Here is a 15,682-nt window from a genome sequence, read left to right as displayed (position 1 = left end):
CCCCTGGCTCTGCCCCCCGGGTCCCGCACCCTCCAGGGCACACCCGCGCCCGGCGCCCCGCAAGTGGATCAGGGGGTGTCGGTGCCCTCGGGCGCCGCGGGCCGCACGGCGACCGCGTCGATCTCGAAGAGCATGCCCGGCAGAGCGAGCGCCGCGACCCCGCTGAGGGTCTGCGCGGGCAGCCGCTCGCCGAAGTGCGCGTGCAGGGCCTTGCCGAGGACCTCCAGCTTGGCGAGGTCGTGCTCGACGATGTACGAGCCGAGGCGCACGACGTGGGCGAGACCGAGGCCGACGCCCTCCAGGGCGAGCCGCAGGTTGGTGAGGGAGAGCTCGACCTGCGCGGCGAAGTCCCCGGGGACGGGGGCGCCCGTGGCGTCGGAGGCGTACTGGCCGCCGATGAAGACGAGCTCGCCCGGCGCGGAGACGGCGTGGCTGTAGCCGAAGGGGGTGGGGTCGTGGAGCGTGCCGGGGTTGGTGATGACCCGCTGGTCGGCGTGGGCGGTGCGGTCGGTGTGGTGGGTCTGGCTCATGAGTGATCGTTCCTTCCGGAGAGGGCGGCCACCGGGACGGCGGTCAGGATGAGCGCGGCGCCCGCGAGGAGCACCGCGGTGAGGTCGTACGCGTCGGTCAGCAGCCCGCCGAGGAGGGCGCCGAGGGCGATGGCGAGGCAGAAGACGCTGACGTTGAGGCCGGTCGCGGCCTCGACGTCCTCGGGGGCGGCGGCCATGAACCAGGACTGGAGCGCGACCGAGACCCCGCCGTAGGCGAGCCCCCAGAGGAGCAGCAGGCCGGCGCCGGCCGCGGGGGTCGTGCCCCCGGCGGCGAGGGTGGCGAGGAGGACGGCGCCGAGCGCGGCGGCGATGACCGCGAGCGTACGGCGGGGGGCGCGGGCGGCCCGGGAGCCGGCGAGGAAGTTCCCGGCGACGCCCGCGACGCCGTAGCCGAGGAGCAGTGCGCCGAGGAGCGTCTCGGGGACGCGGGCGTGGTCGGTGAGCAGCGGGCGGACGAAGGAGTAGGCGACGAAGTGGCCGGTCACGAGCGCGAGGGTGAGCAGCAGCCCTGCGCGGACGCGGCGGTTGCGGCGGGGCAGCGCGGCGAGCGCGCGCAGGCCCGTGCCGCGCGGGCCGGGGGTTTCCGCGCCCCGGCCGGGGAGGCGGGGCAGCAGGGCCAGGAGGGCCGCGGCGGCGAGCAGGGAGAGGAGGCCGGTGGCGGCGAACGCCCAGCGCCAGCCGATGCTTTCGGTGACGACGGTGGCGGCGGGGACGCCGAGGACCGAGGCGGCCGAGACGCCGCCGAAGACCACGGCGGTGGCCCGCCCCACGGCGTCCGGGGCCACGAGCCGGGGCGCGAGGCCGCCGGCGAGCGCCCAGAAGCCGCCGATGGCGAGGCCGAGGAGGACGCGGGCGGCGAGGACGACCGCGAGGTGTCCCGCGAGCGCCGACGCGAGGTTGGCGGTGGCGGCGAGGAGCATGAGCGCGACGAGGAGCGTCCGGCGGTCGGCGCCGGCCGCACGGACCGTGACGAGAGGCGCGGCGACGGCGGCGACGAGGCCGGGCACGGTCACCATGAGGGCGGCGGTGCCCTCGCTGACGGACAGGTCGGCGGCGGCCGGGGTGAGCAGTCCGACCGGCAGGAGCTCGGCGGTCATGACGGTGAAGATGCCGAGCGTGACGGCGGCGACGGCGACCCGCCCGGACGGCCGGCGCGGGACTCCTGAACCGCCGCGGCCACGCTCTTCAACCTGGATATCTAGCATCCAGAATCACCCCCTTCAGGAGCCCTCCCCGGGGAGGGAGGGCGGTCGCTGCGGATCGGTCGGGCCGGTCGGGCCGGTCGGACCGGTCGGACCGGTCGGGCCGGTCGGACCGGTCGGACCGGTCGGACCGGTCGGACCGGTCGGGCCGGTCGGGCCGGTCGGCCACTGCCGATCGGCCGCGCCGGTCCGCGTCAGACGTTGGCGAACCAGTGGCGGATACGGTCGGGCGCGGCCGGCGCCTGGAGCTCCGCCCGCTCCCGGACGTCGTCCAGGGTCTGGTCCATGAGCGCGCGCCGCCAGGCCAGTTCGGCCCGCCCCATGGCACCGGCGATGGCGCACTCGGCGGCGTACGACCCCGCCGGCCCCGCCCCGGGCCCCTGCTGCCGGATCTCGGCGCAGCGGAAGGCCTCTTCAGGTCCTTCGACGGCGGCGACGACGTCCATCAGCGTGATCCGGTCCAGGCCGCGCGCCAGCCGGAAGCCGCCCTTCGGCCCGGAGACCGAGGTGACGATCCCGGCCCGGGCGAGCGCCTGGAGCTGCTTGGTGAGGTACGGGGCCGGCAGCTCGTGATAGGCCGCGAGGCGCGCGGCGGTGACCGCCCGCTCCGGCCCGATCCAGGCCAGGTTCAGGCAGCTGTGCAGTGCCCATTCCACGCCTTCGCTCATCCTCATGATTCAGGACTCTACATGTCCTGAATAGGGGATGCAAGGAAGATCCGACGACCACGCCCGGCGTCACCGTCCCGCCCCTCCCACCCCCTCGGCCGCCAGCGCCGCGAGACGGGCCAGCGCCCCGTCCAGGACCTCGCGCGGCGGTGCCGCGAGGCCCACCCGTATCGCGTCCGGCGCCGTGCCCGGACCGACCGCAAAGGCGCTCCCGGGGGTGACCGCCACCCCCGCGCGCCCGGCCGCGGCGGCCGTGAAGGTCTCCGCCCGCCAGGGCGCGGGCAGTTCCCACCAGCAGTAGTAGGCGTGCGGGGAGGTCCGGACCGCGAACCCGCCGAGCCGCCGCCGGACGAGGGCGTGCCGGGCCGCTGTGTCCGCGCGCTTGGCGGCGACGGCCTCGGCGACCGTGCCGTCCCCGGCCCAGCGGGTGGCCGCCGCGAGCGCGAGCCCGCCGGCCGTCCAGGCACCGGACCGCAGCGCCTCCGCGACGGCCGCGCGCAGGCGCCCGGGGACGACGAGGTAGCCGACGGTCAGGCCGGGGGCGAGCCGCTTGGAGAGGCTGTCCACGAGCAGGACCCGCTCGGGGGCGTGGGCGGCGAGCGGCGGGGGCGCGGCGCCGGGTCCGGCGCCCGGCGCGAGGAACGCCCAGGTCGTGTCCTCGACCGCCGTCAGGTCCAGGCGGCGCAGCAGCTCGGCGAGTTCGGCCCGCCGAGGCGCGCTCATGGTCGTGGCGAGGGGGTTGTGCAGGGTCGGCTGGAGGTAGACCGCGGACAGCGGCGCCGCCCGGTGGGCCGCGACGAGCGCCTCGGGCCGTATGCCCCCGCCGCCACCGCTGCCGCCGCCCTCACCCCCACTCCCGGCCCCGGCCCCGTCCCCGTCCTGGTCGAGGGCGAGCGGCACCAGCCGGATGCCGAGGCGTTCGGCCACCGCTTTGACCAGCGGATACGTGAGCGCCTCGACGCCCAGTCGGCCACCGGGCGGGACGAGCGCGGAGAGCGCGGCGGCGATGGCCTGGCGGCCGTTCCCGGCGAAGAGGACGCTCTCGGGGTCCGGCGCCCAGCCCGGCCGGGCGAGGACGGACACCGCCGCCTCCCGGGCCTCCGGGGTCCCGGTCGCGGCGGCCGGACCCGAGACGGCCTCGGCGAGGACGTCGGGCCGGGCGAGCGCCGCGAGCGCGCGGGCCATCAGCTCCGCCTGCCCTTCCGCGACGGGGTAGTTGAGCTGGAGGTCCACGGGGGCCGCCCCGGTCGCCTCGGCGAGCGCGGGCCCCGGCAGCGGCGGCGCGGCCCGTACGAAGGTGCCGCGCCCGACCTCCCCGACGACCAGTCCCCGGCGGGCCAGCTCGCCGTAGACCCGGATGGCCGTCGAGTTCGCGATCCGGTGGCGGCGGGCGAACACCCGCTGCGGCGGCAGCCGGTCACCGGGCGTCAGCCGCCCGTCCCGCACGGCGGCCTCGACCCGGTCCGCGATCCTCCGGTACTCCTCCACGACACCCCTCCCAGAACACCGACGCCCGACCGCCGACAGCCACGGCCACGACCACGACCGGCGGCTGTCGGCTGTCGGCTGTCGACCACGGCCACGACCGGCGGCTGTCGGCTGTCGGCTGTCGGCTGTCGGCTGTCGACCACAGCCGCACCCACAGCCGCACCCACAACCCCGCCCACAACCGCGCCTTCTCACCATTGCACCGAGAGCAAAGATCTCATTGCACCGAGATCTCCCCGCTGCCTAGCCTGCCGACATGCGCTTCACGGACAACCTCGCCACCCGCCTCTACTTCGAGGACCGGGGCAGTGGCCCCGCGCTCCTCCTCGTCCACGGCCACCCCTTCGACCACACCATGTGGCAGCCCCAGATCGACCGCTTCTCGCTCACGCACCGGGTGATCGCCCCCGACCTGCGCGGCTACGGCATCACCCCGCTCGGCGCGACCGGGCTCACCGGCGTCACCGACCTCGGCGACTTCGCCGAGGACCTCGTCGCCCTCCTCGACGACCTGGGGATCGGGCAGGCCGTCGTCGCGGGTCTCTCCATGGGCGGCCAGATCGTCATGGAGCTCCACCGCCGCCACCCGGAGCGCGTCCGGGGCCTCGTCCTCGCCGACACCTTCCCGGCCGCCGAGACCGAGGAGGGCAAGGCCGCGCGGAACGCCATGGCGGACCGGCTGCTCGCCGGCGGCGCGGACGCGATGCGGGAGTACGCGGACGAGGTGCTGGACCGCATGGTCGCCCCGTACAACACCCATGCCGCGCCGCACGTCCACCGCATGATGTGCGCGACCGACCCCGCCGGCGCCGCCGCCGCGCTGCGCGGCCGGGCCGAACGGCCCGACTACCGCGAGTCGCTCACGACCGTCGCCGTCCCCGCGCTCGTCGTGGTCGGCCGGGACGACACGTACACACCGGTCGAGGACGCGGAGGAGATGCACGCGCTGCTGCCGCACTCCACGCTCGCCGTGATCGAGCGGGCCGCGCACCTGCCGAACCTGGAGCGGCCCGAGGAGTTCGACTCCGTACTGGACTCCTATCTCCGCTCACTCGTTCGGCTCAGTTGAAAGTTCGGAATCGTACGAACGCTCCGACGATGGGGGCATGAGCCAGAACACCGCACCCCGCAAGCAGAGCGCCGCCGGCGCCTGGGCCTCCGGCGGCACCCTGTTCGCCGGTGTCCTCATGCTGGTCACCGGATTCATGGACGTCTTCCAGGGCATCGCCGGCATCGCCGAGGACGACGTCTACACCCGGGTCGGCGACTACGTCTTCAAGTTCAACCTCACCACCTGGGGCTGGATCCATCTGATCCTCGGCGTCATCCTCGCGATCGCCGGCTACGGCATCCTCAAGGGCGCCGAGTGGGGGCGGGTCGCCGGTATCGCGCTGGCCTCCCTCAACGTCCTCTTCCAGTTCCTCTTCCTGCCGTACCAGCCGTGGTGGGCGCTCTTCAACATGGCCATCTCGATCTTCGTGATCTGGGCACTGGCCACGGACGACACCTACGGCTCGGACGAGAAGTTCTGAGGCGGCCGCCCGATGACACGCACCGGACCCGAGCAGCCCACGGCACCCGCGCCCCGCGCGAGGCCGGCCCCGCGCACCCTCGGCCTCGCGCTCTCCCTGGCCGCCATGACCGCCCTCGCCCTCAGCGCCACCGGCTGCGACACCGTCACGGACAAGGCCGGCGAGATCGTCTCCTCCGCCACGGCCGCCGTCGCGTCGGCGGCCCAGGACAAGATGAACGAGGTCAAGGACGGGGTGAACGCCACCGCCGACGTGAAGGCCGGCGGGACGAGCACCGACGGGGACCGGACGGTCGCCGAGATCACCGCGACCAACCCCAAGGACCAGAACGCCGACTACACGATCATGGTCAACTTCCGTGACGACAGCGGGAACCTCCTCGACGCGGTCGTCCTGAACATCAACGGCGTCGCACCAGGAGCCTCCAAGTCCGGTACGGCGCGCAGCAATCGGACGCTCTCGGGCGCGACGACGGCGGAGATCGCACAGGCTTTGCGACACTGAAGGGCGTGGACCGAGCCCCTGCCGTCATAGCCGCACCCGTGATGAAGGCCGCCGCCGCGGCAGACCCCGAATCGCCGCCCCTGCGGCCCAGGCACCGCCTCACCGCCTGGGCCGCGGGGCTGCTGCTCGTCGTGCCCGCGCTGATCAGCGCGTGCCGCTTCCTCGACACGGACGGGATCACCCCCGTACCGCAGCTGCTCTCGATGCTGCCCTGGCTGGCCGTGCCCGCCGGGCTCGGGGTGCTCTTGGCCGCCGTCGCGCGGCGCCGGGCGCTCACCTTCCTCGCCGTCCTCGTCCTCGGCGCGGTCGGCTGGAGCTCCCTGCCGTACATGCCGCAGCTCGTCACCTCGTACGGGCTGCCGCTGGCCCGGGTCCGGGTGCTCGCGGCGAACGTCGAGTTCGGCCAGGGCACCGAGGCGCTCCTCGACACGGTCCGGCGCGAGCGCCCCCAGCTCGTGTTCGTCTCCGAATGCGACCGCGCGTGCGGACGCGCCCTGACCGCGGCGTTCGCCACCGAGCTCCCCCACCACGCCTCGGTCGACGCCGACGGCTCCGTCGGCTCCGTCCTCCTCAGCGCCTACCCGCTCACCGACGAGGGGGTCCTCCCGGCGGCGATGGGCATGCCGGGCGCGACGACGCGGATCGCCGGGAAGTCCGTACGCCTCCAGCTCGCCCACCCGATGCCGCCGATGCCGGGCCAGATCGACGTGTGGAAGCGGGAGCTCGGGCGGATCGAGGACGAGGCCGCCGCCCGGCGCTCGAAGGGCCCCCTGATCATGGCCGGCGACTTCAACGCCTCCCAGGACCACGCCGCCTTCCGGTCGATCCTCGACGCCGGCCGCCTCCAGGACGCCGCCCGGCTCGCGCGCACGAGCCGCACCCCCACCTGGCCGTCGGAGGGCCCCCTGCCGCTTTTCGTACAGATCGACCACGTCCTGGTCAGCGAGGACTTCAGCGTCCGGAGCATCCGGTTCCTCGACGTGGACGGCTCCGACCACCGGGCCGTCCTCACCGATCTCGACCTGCGCGGAGAGCGCTGATCGGCCACGCTGAAGGCATGGACAACGACGAGATCCTGGACGACATCGGCGCCCTCGTCGAAGAGGAACGCGTGCTGCGGCAGCGCACGGGCGGCCTCCTCCCGGAGGAGCGCGCCCGCCTCGCCGACCTGGAGGTCAGGCTCGACCAGTGCTGGGACCTGCTGCGCCAGCGCCGCGCGAAGAGCGAGTTCGGCGAGGACCCGGACACGGCGGCCCTCCGCCCGGCCTCGGAGGTCGAGTCCTACCGCAACTGACGGCACCGCCGTCACCCACCGCCGCTCCCACCGGCGCCGCTCCCACCAGCGCCGCCGTCACCCACGCCGCGCTCCCCAGGCTGCTCGCTGCCCTCACCCACGCCGCGCTCGAGCGCGAATCGTGCGTCTCTCCAGCCGCCGACCCGAGGATGAGGCACTCCGTCGCACCCTGACACCAATGACGCCACCCATGGCGCCACTGGTGCCAAATATGCCTGGCAATGGCACCACCCATGTGCCATGATGGCGCCATTGGTGACGCGCACCTGCTGCCCACAGGCGGGCGGGTGCGCGTACCGCGGAGCGAGCCAGCAGAGGGGTCGGGGTCGGATCATGGAGACAGCACAGAGCCGGCGGCACGCGACCCCCGGCGCCTTCACCGCGTTCGCCCGCTTCGTGCTCTGCGGCGGCGGAGTGGGGATCGCCTCCAGCTTCGCCGTGACGGGCCTCGCCTCCTGGATCCCCTGGTTCCTGGCCAACGCCCTGACGGCCGTGGCCTCCACGCTCCTCTCCACCGAGCTGCACGCCCGCTTCACCTTCGGCGCGGGCGGCCGCGCCACCTGGCGCCAGCACACGCAGTCGGCCGGTTCCGCGGCCGCCGCGTACGTGGTGACCTGCGGCGCGATGCTGCTCCTCCAACAGCTGGTGACGGCACCGAGCACGACGCTCGAACAGGCCGTCTACCTGACCGCCTCGGCACTGGCCGGCGCCGCCCGGTTCGTGGTGCTGCGCGTCGTGGTCTTCGCAAGGACCCGCACACGGACCAGGAACACGACCACGACCACGACCACGACCGCAACCGCCGCGCACCTCCCCCACCCCACACACCCGACCACCCCCCGCGTCCCCCGCCCCACGCCCCCGGCCGACCGCACCACCCTCTGCCGCGCGGCCTGACCACACCCGCGGCGAACCCGGGCCACGCCCGAGCACCCCGCGGCGAACCCGGGCCACACCCAAGCGCCCCGCCACACACCCCCGACCGCACTCCCGACCACCCCCGTCCCGCACACGACGGGACGTAGGTTGGAGGGCATGGCACGCCCCGCTCGGCCCGTACGGCTTTCCCCGCCCGCCTGGCTCACGGCCGGGCTCCGCCCCGCCCCCACCCCCATCCCCTGGGCCGCCGTCGTCCGCGCCTCCGTCGCGCTCTCCGCACCGCTCGCCGTGGGACTCGCCGCCGGGCAGCCCGCCTACGGGGCCCTCGTCTCGATGGGCGCCCTCTCCGGCGTCATCGGCGACACCGCCGACGCCTACCGGATGCGGATCTTCAACATCGCCGTGCCACAGCTCTTCGGCGCGCTCGGCGTCACCCTCGGCACCCTCGTGTACGGCGACGGCTGGCTCGCCGTCGCCGTCCTCACCCTCGTCGCGCTCGTCTCCGGGATGATCTCGTCGATCGGCGCCGTCGCCTCCGTATCGGGCCTGCTGCTGCTCCTCAACTGCGTGGTCGGCGCGGGCCTCCCCATGCCGGACCCCTGGTGGATGGCACCGCTCCTCCTGGGCGTCGGCGGCCTGTTCGTCCTCCTCCTCACCCTCCTCGGCTGGCCCGTGCGCCGCGCCGCCCCCGAACGCGCCGCCGTCGCCGCCACCTACCGGGCCCTCGCCGAGCTGTACGAGGCCACCGGCACCACCACCTACGACGAGCGACGCCAGGCCGTCACCGCCTCCCTCAACCAGTCCTACGACCTGGTCCTAGCCCGCCGCACCCGCCAGCACGGCCGCGCGCCCCACCTCGTCCGGCTGCTGTCCCAGCTCAACGTCCTCGTCCCCCTCCTCGAAGCCGCCCCCGCCGCCCACCTCCGCGCCCGGCTGGTCGGCCCGCTGTCACCCGCGATCCCCGCCGCCGTCCGCGACCTCGCCGACGCCGTCGAGGAAGGCCGCACCGGGACACCCGTACTCGACCTGCCGACGCCCGAACGGCCCGCGGAGAAGGCCGTCGACCACGCCCTGCGCCACGCGGCGGCCGTCGTCCACCAGGCCGATCCCGATCTTCCCCCCCGGTCTGCGACCAGGGGGGACCCCCACGTCGACGACCGCCTCGGCCGCCCCGCCGCGCTCCGCGTCCGGGTCCGCCGGGCCGCCCGCGACGTCATGCTGTCCGAGGCGTCCTGGCGGTACGGGCTGCGCCTCGCGCTCTGCATCGGCCTCGCCCAGGCCCTCGTCTCGCTCATCGCCGTACCCCGCTCGTACTGGGTCGCGCTCACCGTCACCTTCGTCATGAAGCCCGACTTCGGCTCGGTCTTCTCCCGGGCCGTGCTCCGCGCCTTCGGCACCGCCGCCGGCCTCGTCCTCGCCGCCCTCGTCCTCGCCGAGGTTCCGAGGGGCTGGTGGGACGTACCCGTGATGATGGTGCTCGCCGCCCTCATCCCGGCCTTCTCGGCGAAGGGTTACGCCTTCCAGACCGCGGCCATCACCCCCGTCATCCTGCTGCTCTCCGACACCCTCAACCAGCAGGGCTTCGACCTCGTCCTGCCCCGCCTCTACGACTCGCTCATCGGCTGCGCGATCGCCCTGGTCGCCGGCTACCTCCTCTGGCCCGAGTCCTGGCACACCCGCATCGGGGACCGCCTCGCCGACGCGGTCGCCGACACCGCCTCGTACGTGCGGACGGCCTTCGCCCCCGGCCACCCCCGGCATCGGGCGACCGAGCGGCACCGGGCCCGGCGGAAGCTCTACCGGGACCTGTCGACCGTCCGCTCCGAGTTCCAGCGCGCACTGACCGAACCCCCGCCCACCGGCCCGCTGGCCGCCGCCTGGTGGCCGCTCGTCGTCGCCGTCGAGCGGATCGTCGACGCGACCACCGCGGCCCGGGTCCGCGTCGCCCACGGCGCCCCGGCCCCGGACCCGTCCGAGGTCGCCGCCGTGGAGCGGGAGTTGCGCGAACTGTCCGAAGGACTGCGGTCCTCGGAGACGCTCGTGGAAGTCCGCACCGAACTCCCCGGCGACGAGAACGGAGTCCTCGCACCGCTCCGCCAGGAGGTCCGCGCGGCCCGCGCCATCGCCGGTCCCGACCTGCGGTAAACCTCCCCCGAGGGGCGTACGGAAGGACTTACCGGCGGTCACGGAGCGGAACCCTCCCCACTGCCGTTACCGAAGGCCATCCGGGCGACTACGATGCGCTCGATTCCCCGAGATCCGGGGAGCGGCACAGCCCTGCGCACATCGCGCCCCCACCACACCTCCCACACCCCACCGCACACCCCCACAACACCTCCCGCACCCCGCCCCACCGCACACCCCGCACCTCACCGCGCCCCACAACCGGCCCGGCGGGCGGACCACTTCCCCCATCCTCACCCCCCGCGCCCCGAGGACCCCGCCATGCGCACCACCCACAGCAGAGGGCTCCAGCCCAATGTCCTCGGCACGTTCGACACGATCGTGATGGCCGTGGCGGGCAGCGCGCCCGCCTACTCGCTCGCCGCGACCACCGCCGTCCTCTTCGGCGCGGTCGGCTTCGCCGGACCGGCCGCCCTGCTCTACTGCGCGATACCGATGCTCGGCATCGTCCTCGCGTACGCCCGCCTCGGCCGCATCGACGTCAACGCCGGCGCCGGCTACTCCTGGGTGGGCCGCACCCTCCACCCCTTCCTCGGCTTCCTGTCCGGCTGGGCGCTGGTCTTCGCCGCCACCGTCTTCATGGTGGCGGGCTCCCTGCCCGCCGGATCCCTCACGCTCTCCCTGATCGACCCGGACCTCGCCGACGACACCCCGCTCGCGGCGGCCGTCGGAGCCGGCTGGTTCCTGATGATGCTGCTCGTCGTCCTCGGCGGGGCCCGGCTGACCGTGCGGGCCCAACTCGTCATGTCGGGCGTCGAGATGCTGATCCTCGTCGGCTTCGTCCTCGCCGCCGTCCTGCACCGGGGCCACGCGACGGCCTTCGACTGGTCCTGGTTCGGCCTCGACCAGTTCGACGGCACCCACGGCTTCGCCGCCGGCGCGCTCATCGCCGCGTTCTACTACTGGGGCTGGGACGTCACCAGCAACCTCAGCGAGGAGACCCGCAACAGCCGCCGGACGGCGGGGCTTGCCGCGCTCGTCGGCGTCGGCTTCGTCTTCGTCCTCTTCGAGGCCTTCACCGTCGCCGTGAACGTCCTGCTGACCGCCGAGGAGATCCGCACGGCGGGACCGAACGTCCTCGCCGTCCTCGGCCAGGAGATCTGGCCGGGCGTCGGCGGGAAGCTCCTCGTCGTGGCCGTCGTGCTGTCGACGGTCGCCACCCTGGAGACCACCCTCCTCCAGGTCACCCGCTCCCTCTTCGCGATGGGCCGCGACCGGACCCTGCCCGCGGCGCTCGGCACGGTGCACCGCCGCTGGAACACCCCGTGGGTCGCGATCGCCGCGGTCGGCGGCGCGGCGCTCCTCATGTTCGTGGCCGCCGCGGCGGCGGAGTCCGTCCAGCGGATCCTCAGCGACGCGGTTGCGGCGATCGGCCTCCAGATCGCCTTCTACTACGGCCTCGCGGGCATCGCCGCGGTCGTCGCGTACAAGTCGCTCCTGCTGCGCTCCGTACGGAACCTGGTCCTCGGCGGCCTGTGGCCGCTGCTCGGCTCGGGCTTCATGCTCTGGTGCTTCGTCGAGTCCCTCGGCGAGCTCTCGGGCACGGCGCTCACCATCGGCCTCGGCGGACTGCTCATCGGCGTCGTCCCGCTGCTCGTTTACTGGCGCAAGGGCAGCGACTACTACCGCCCGGCCCGCCTGGACGCCGTCCGCGCGCTGGCGGCCGCGGAGGACGCGGGCCCGGCGACAGCGCGCTCCCGCAAGGGCGCGCGGGACAAGAGCTACGCCACGGACTTCTGACGCAACACGCAACACGAACTACAACGCACAGCGCACAACCGCACAACCGCACAACCGCACAACGCACAACGCACGAAGACGAAGCACGAAGCACGAAGCACGAAGCACGAAGCACGAAGCACGAAGCACGAAGCACGAAGCACGAAGCACGAAGCACGAAGCACGACGAGATGAAAACGCACGAGATGTAGATGCAGGGCACCACCGGCACCACCCATCGGCAGCCGAACCGAAGGAGGCCCCATGGCCGTCGTACGCCGCCGCTCCGCGCGCTCGGCGCGCCAGGCGCGGGAGCGCTTCGCGCCCGACTTCGACCCGGACTTCGGCGACCGCGCGCTCACGGAGGCGCGGCACGACATCGTCATCGGCCGCTGGCAGGGGGTACGCGACCTGCTCGCCGCGACGGGTGACGACTGGGCACGCCGCACGCACCGGCTGCGGCTCCTCTCGCACGCCGCCGCGGGCAGCTCCACGGTGGAGACCTGGCGGGCGGCGGAGCCCGGCAACCCGGACGGGGCCGTGCTGCGGGCGGCGACCGAGGTGGTCCGCGTCTTCGACGCGGCCATCGCGGCCGGCCGGGGCGCGGCCGTGGAGCGGGGCCGGATCGACGCCGCGGTCGACGCCTGCCGGGGCGCGGCGGAGGCGGCGCCGGCGGACCCGATGCCGTGGGTGTCGCTGCTGTCGGTGGCGAGGCTGTACGAGGGTGGGGTGACGCGCCGCGAACTACGGCACTGGTTCGACGAGTTGCGGCGCCGCGACCCGTACAACACCGAGGGGCACATCCAGGTGCTGCGCTACTGGTCGGCCAGGTGGCACGGCACGCACGGCAGCATGTACGACTTCGCGCGCGACGCGGCGGGCGTGGCGCCGCCGGGGTCGCCGCTGCCCGTACTGGTGCAGGTGGCGCGGGTGGAGGAGTACCGCTACATCGCGGACGGGGCGCTGGGGCGGGGCCCGGTGCGCGGCTTCGACCAGCACTGGAAGCACGAACTCGCGGTGACGGAGCTGCGCCGCACGTACGCGCGCTGGATCGGCGGCAGGGACCCGGAGCGCCCGGTGGCGCCGGAGGAGGTGGGAGACCTCAACTTCCTTACGCATGCGGCGTGTTACGCGGGCCAGGTGGAGATCGCGAGGGAACTGCTGGGGATGCTGGGTGCACGGGCGGCGTGGGTGCCGTGGGCGTACACGGGGGACCCGGAGGAGCAGTTCACCAGATTCAGGGAGGGCTTGGGGGTGGGGCCGGCGCCGGGGACGGGCTGAGGCCGAACCCCACCCCACCGGCCCAGCACCCGACCCCACCCCACCCCTTCAGCCCGGCGTCATCGCTCAGACGCCGATGTCGCGGCCGTCCGTGCGCCAGACGGAGACGACGGCCGGGCGGACGATCTTGCCGGGTCCGTCGGGCCACTCCGACTTCGGGTTCTCGACGGAGGCGCCGTCGAGCTCGCCCGGGTGCTGGACCGCGACCAGGACGCGGCGGTCCTGGATGATCGGGCCGCAGGTCTCGGCGCCCCGGGGCACGGTCAGGAACTGCTTCAGCTCACCGCGCCGCTCGCCGTGTGTGGCGACGCCGAAGAGGCCGTCGTGGGAGCCGAGCTGGTTGCCGTCGGTGGAGATCCACAGGTTGCCGTGCGGGTCGAAGGCCACGTTGTCCGGGCAGGAGATCGGGGAGACCTTCTCCTTCGGGAAGCCGGCGAAGTAGGTGGCCGGGTCGTTCGGGTCACCGGCGACGAGGAAGAGCCGCCAGGCGAAGCCGTCCGAGGCCGGGTCGTCCCAGTGCTCGGCGAGCTCCAGGATCTGGCCGTGCTTGTTGGAGTTGCGCGGGTTGGCCTCGTCGGCGGGCGCGTAACCGGCCTTGCCTCGGTTGGAGTTGTTGGTGAGGGCCACGTAGACACGGCCGCTGCGCGGCGACGGCTCGACGTCCTCGGGGCGGTCCATCTTCGTCGCGCCGACCTTGTCACCGGCGAGGCGGGTGAAGACGAAGACCTCCTCGGCGGTCATGCCGGGCACGTGCGAGACGGCGCCGTCGGCGCCGGCCGTGGCGAGCGGGATCCACTGGCCGGAGCCGTCGAACTCGCCGTCGTTCGGGAGCTTGCCGGTGCCGTCGATCTGGGCGGCCGGGGAGTCGCCGGTGAGCTTGGCGACGTAGAGGGTGCCCTCGTCGAGGAGCGTGAGGTTGTGCTCACGCGCGGACCGGGACCCGCCCTTCTTCATCCGCTTGCTGGAGACGAACTTGTAGAAGTAGTCGAAGCGCTCGTCGTCGCCCATGTAGACGACGGGACGGCCGTCCTCGGTGAGACGGGGCTGCGCGGCCTCGTGCTTGAAGCGGCCGAGCGCGGTGCGCTTGCGGGGCGTGGAGTCGGGGTCGTACGGGTCGAGCTCGACGACCCAGCCCTGACGGTGCACCTCGTTGGGCTCCTGGCGGAGGTCGAAGCGCTTGTCGAACCGCTCCCACTTGCGCTCGGAGGCACCGGTCCCGACGCCGTAGCGCTTGTCGGTCGCGGAGCTGCCGAAGGCGAAGTACTGGTTGAAGTTCTCCTCGCCGTGGAGGGTGGTGCCCCACGGGGTGGTGCCGCCGGCGCAGTTGTTGAGCGTGCCGAGGACGGTACGTCCCTCGGGGTCGGCGGAGGTCTTGACGAGGTCGCTGCCGGCGGCGGGCCCGGTCAGCTCGAACTCGCTCGTCGTGTGGAGCCGCCGGTTGAGGTGGTGGCGGGTGACGGGCGTCAGCTTGCCGGAGCGGTGCTCCTCCTGGACGACGACGACCGAGAGGCCGTGCGCGGCCCAGGCGATCTCGACCTGCTCGCGGGTCGGGTTCTCGGAGTCGTAACCCCGGAACATGAGCACCTCGTCGGTGTACTCGTGGTTGGCGACGAGGACCTGGCGGTGGTGCTCCCCGCGCAGCGGCAGCAGGGAGAGGAAGTCGTTGTTGTAGCCGAACTGGCCGGCCTGCGCCTTCGCCGTCTGCTTCTCGGAGTCGAAGGCGGGCGTGCCGCGGAGGATGGGCTCCCCCCAGCGGATGACCACGTTCTGGGCGTAGCCGGCAGGGACGGTGACCTGGTCGGCGGTGTTGGGCGCGACGGCGGCGAAGCGGAGGCCACGGGCACCGTCGACCTTGCCGGGCGTGCCCGGCTTGCCGGGACGCGCGACGGCCTCGGGGGCGCCACCGAGGACGACGGCACCGCCGGCGGCGGAGGCGACGGTCACGACGGCGGCGGCGCGGAGGGCCGAACGGCGGGAGAGGACACCGGCTATGACGTCACCGACGTACTCGTTGTCGCTGGTGTTGGGCACCTCGTGGAAGCAGGCATCACCGCACCGGAATCGGCAGGTGAGAGCGGAACGGCCGCCTCCGTGGGGGTTCGTGCTCAGGAGCGGCAGCAGTTTGCGCACTTCGTCCTCCTCCGGCGCACACTGCGCCGACATGGTGTCGGGAATCCATCGGCGGCGACGCTATGTGCGCACATCTGCACAGGGGCGGCGCCGGAGTGAACGCCGAATGAATGCGCGGCAACCGGAGGCGACCGGGTCACGGAGGAGGCAGGGGGTGGCCGCTAACCTTACGTGTCCGCCCTGGCCAGGGATGAACGTCCCGAAACGCCCAGTACGGACATTCACACTGCACCCACTCATGCGAAAGGGT

Annotated in this window: 14 protein-coding genes; 9 read left to right on the top strand and 5 right to left on the bottom strand. The window is 73.7% G+C overall.

Translation table 11 applies throughout. The features are described from left to right. Positions 1-68: 68 nt before the first annotated feature. The 4 genes from ACF08F_RS01785 to ACF08F_RS01770 all read right to left on the bottom strand — a co-directional run bounded on the left by ACF08F_RS01785 (position 69) and on the right by ACF08F_RS01770 (position 3,909). Positions 69-530, bottom strand: coding sequence for a RidA family protein (locus tag ACF08F_RS01785; protein WP_392296514.1), 462 nt, complete (start codon positions 528-530; stop codon positions 69-71). After that, positions 527-1,756, bottom strand: a complete 1,230-nt coding sequence (locus ACF08F_RS01780) for an MFS transporter (RefSeq protein WP_392296513.1) — start codon at positions 1,754-1,756, stop codon at positions 527-529. The genes ACF08F_RS01785 and ACF08F_RS01780 overlap by 4 nt, the downstream gene beginning before the upstream one ends. A 191-nt stretch (positions 1,757-1,947) precedes the next feature. Beyond that, positions 1,948-2,421, bottom strand: a complete 474-nt coding sequence (locus tag ACF08F_RS01775; protein WP_392296799.1) for an RrF2 family transcriptional regulator — start codon at positions 2,419-2,421, stop codon at positions 1,948-1,950. Positions 2,422-2,490: 69 nt separating this feature from the next. Next, positions 2,491-3,909, bottom strand: a complete 1,419-nt coding sequence (locus ACF08F_RS01770; RefSeq protein ID WP_392296512.1) for a PLP-dependent aminotransferase family protein — start codon at positions 3,907-3,909, stop codon at positions 2,491-2,493. Between the two features lie 256 nt (positions 3,910-4,165). Between ACF08F_RS01770 and ACF08F_RS01765 the strand changes: the two genes are divergently transcribed. The 9 genes from ACF08F_RS01765 (at position 4,166) to ACF08F_RS01725 (ending at position 13,302) form a co-directional block, all read left to right on the top strand. Then, the gene (locus tag ACF08F_RS01765; protein ID WP_392296511.1) at positions 4,166-4,978 is read left to right on the top strand and encodes an alpha/beta fold hydrolase; all 813 of its coding nucleotides are present in this window, start codon (positions 4,166-4,168) and stop codon (positions 4,976-4,978) included. 37 nt (positions 4,979-5,015) lie between these two features. After that, positions 5,016-5,441 (top strand): hypothetical protein, encoded by a 426-nt coding sequence (locus ACF08F_RS01760; protein ID WP_392296510.1) that lies wholly within the window; start codon positions 5,016-5,018, stop codon positions 5,439-5,441. A 12-nt stretch (positions 5,442-5,453) separates the two neighbouring features. Then, entirely contained in the window at positions 5,454-5,945 is a 492-nt protein-coding gene (locus ACF08F_RS01755) for a hypothetical protein (protein WP_392296509.1), read from the top strand. Between the two features lie 5 nt (positions 5,946-5,950). Next, the gene (locus tag ACF08F_RS01750) at positions 5,951-6,985 is read left to right on the top strand and encodes an endonuclease/exonuclease/phosphatase family protein (RefSeq protein ID WP_392296508.1); all 1,035 of its coding nucleotides are present in this window, start codon (positions 5,951-5,953) and stop codon (positions 6,983-6,985) included. 17 nt (positions 6,986-7,002) lie between these two features. Continuing rightward, positions 7,003-7,239, top strand: a complete 237-nt coding sequence (locus tag ACF08F_RS01745; protein WP_392296507.1) for a DUF2630 family protein — start codon at positions 7,003-7,005, stop codon at positions 7,237-7,239. A gap of 333 nt (positions 7,240-7,572) precedes the next feature. After that, positions 7,573-8,136 carry a GtrA family protein gene (locus tag ACF08F_RS01740; RefSeq protein ID WP_392296506.1) on the top strand — a complete coding sequence of 188 codons (564 nt, stop codon included), beginning with the start codon at positions 7,573-7,575 and terminating at the stop codon, positions 8,134-8,136. 138 nt (positions 8,137-8,274) lie between these two features. Next, the gene (locus ACF08F_RS01735) at positions 8,275-10,263 is read left to right on the top strand and encodes an FUSC family protein (RefSeq protein WP_392296505.1); all 1,989 of its coding nucleotides are present in this window, start codon (positions 8,275-8,277) and stop codon (positions 10,261-10,263) included. Positions 10,264-10,563: 300 nt separating this feature from the next. Continuing rightward, complete coding sequence (locus ACF08F_RS01730; RefSeq protein ID WP_392296504.1) at positions 10,564-12,042, top strand: APC family permease; 1,479 nt, start codon at positions 10,564-10,566, stop codon at positions 12,040-12,042. Between the two features lie 243 nt (positions 12,043-12,285). Continuing rightward, a complete protein-coding gene (locus ACF08F_RS01725; protein WP_392296503.1) occupies positions 12,286-13,302 on the top strand; it encodes a hypothetical protein in 1,017 nt (338 codons plus the stop codon). Between the two features lie 66 nt (positions 13,303-13,368). On the opposite strand, the gene ACF08F_RS01720 is transcribed toward ACF08F_RS01725, so the two are convergent. Continuing rightward, positions 13,369-15,432, bottom strand: a complete 2,064-nt coding sequence (locus tag ACF08F_RS01720; RefSeq protein WP_392296502.1) for a PhoX family protein — start codon at positions 15,430-15,432, stop codon at positions 13,369-13,371. Between the last annotated feature and the right edge of the window lie 250 nt (positions 15,433-15,682).

Source organism: Streptomyces sp. NPDC015130 (assembly GCF_043080005.1).
Lineage (GTDB): Bacteria > Actinomycetota > Actinomycetes > Streptomycetales > Streptomycetaceae > Streptomyces.
The sequence above is the reverse complement of the archived record's forward strand: the minus strand, read 5'-3'. Positions and strand labels throughout refer to the sequence as shown.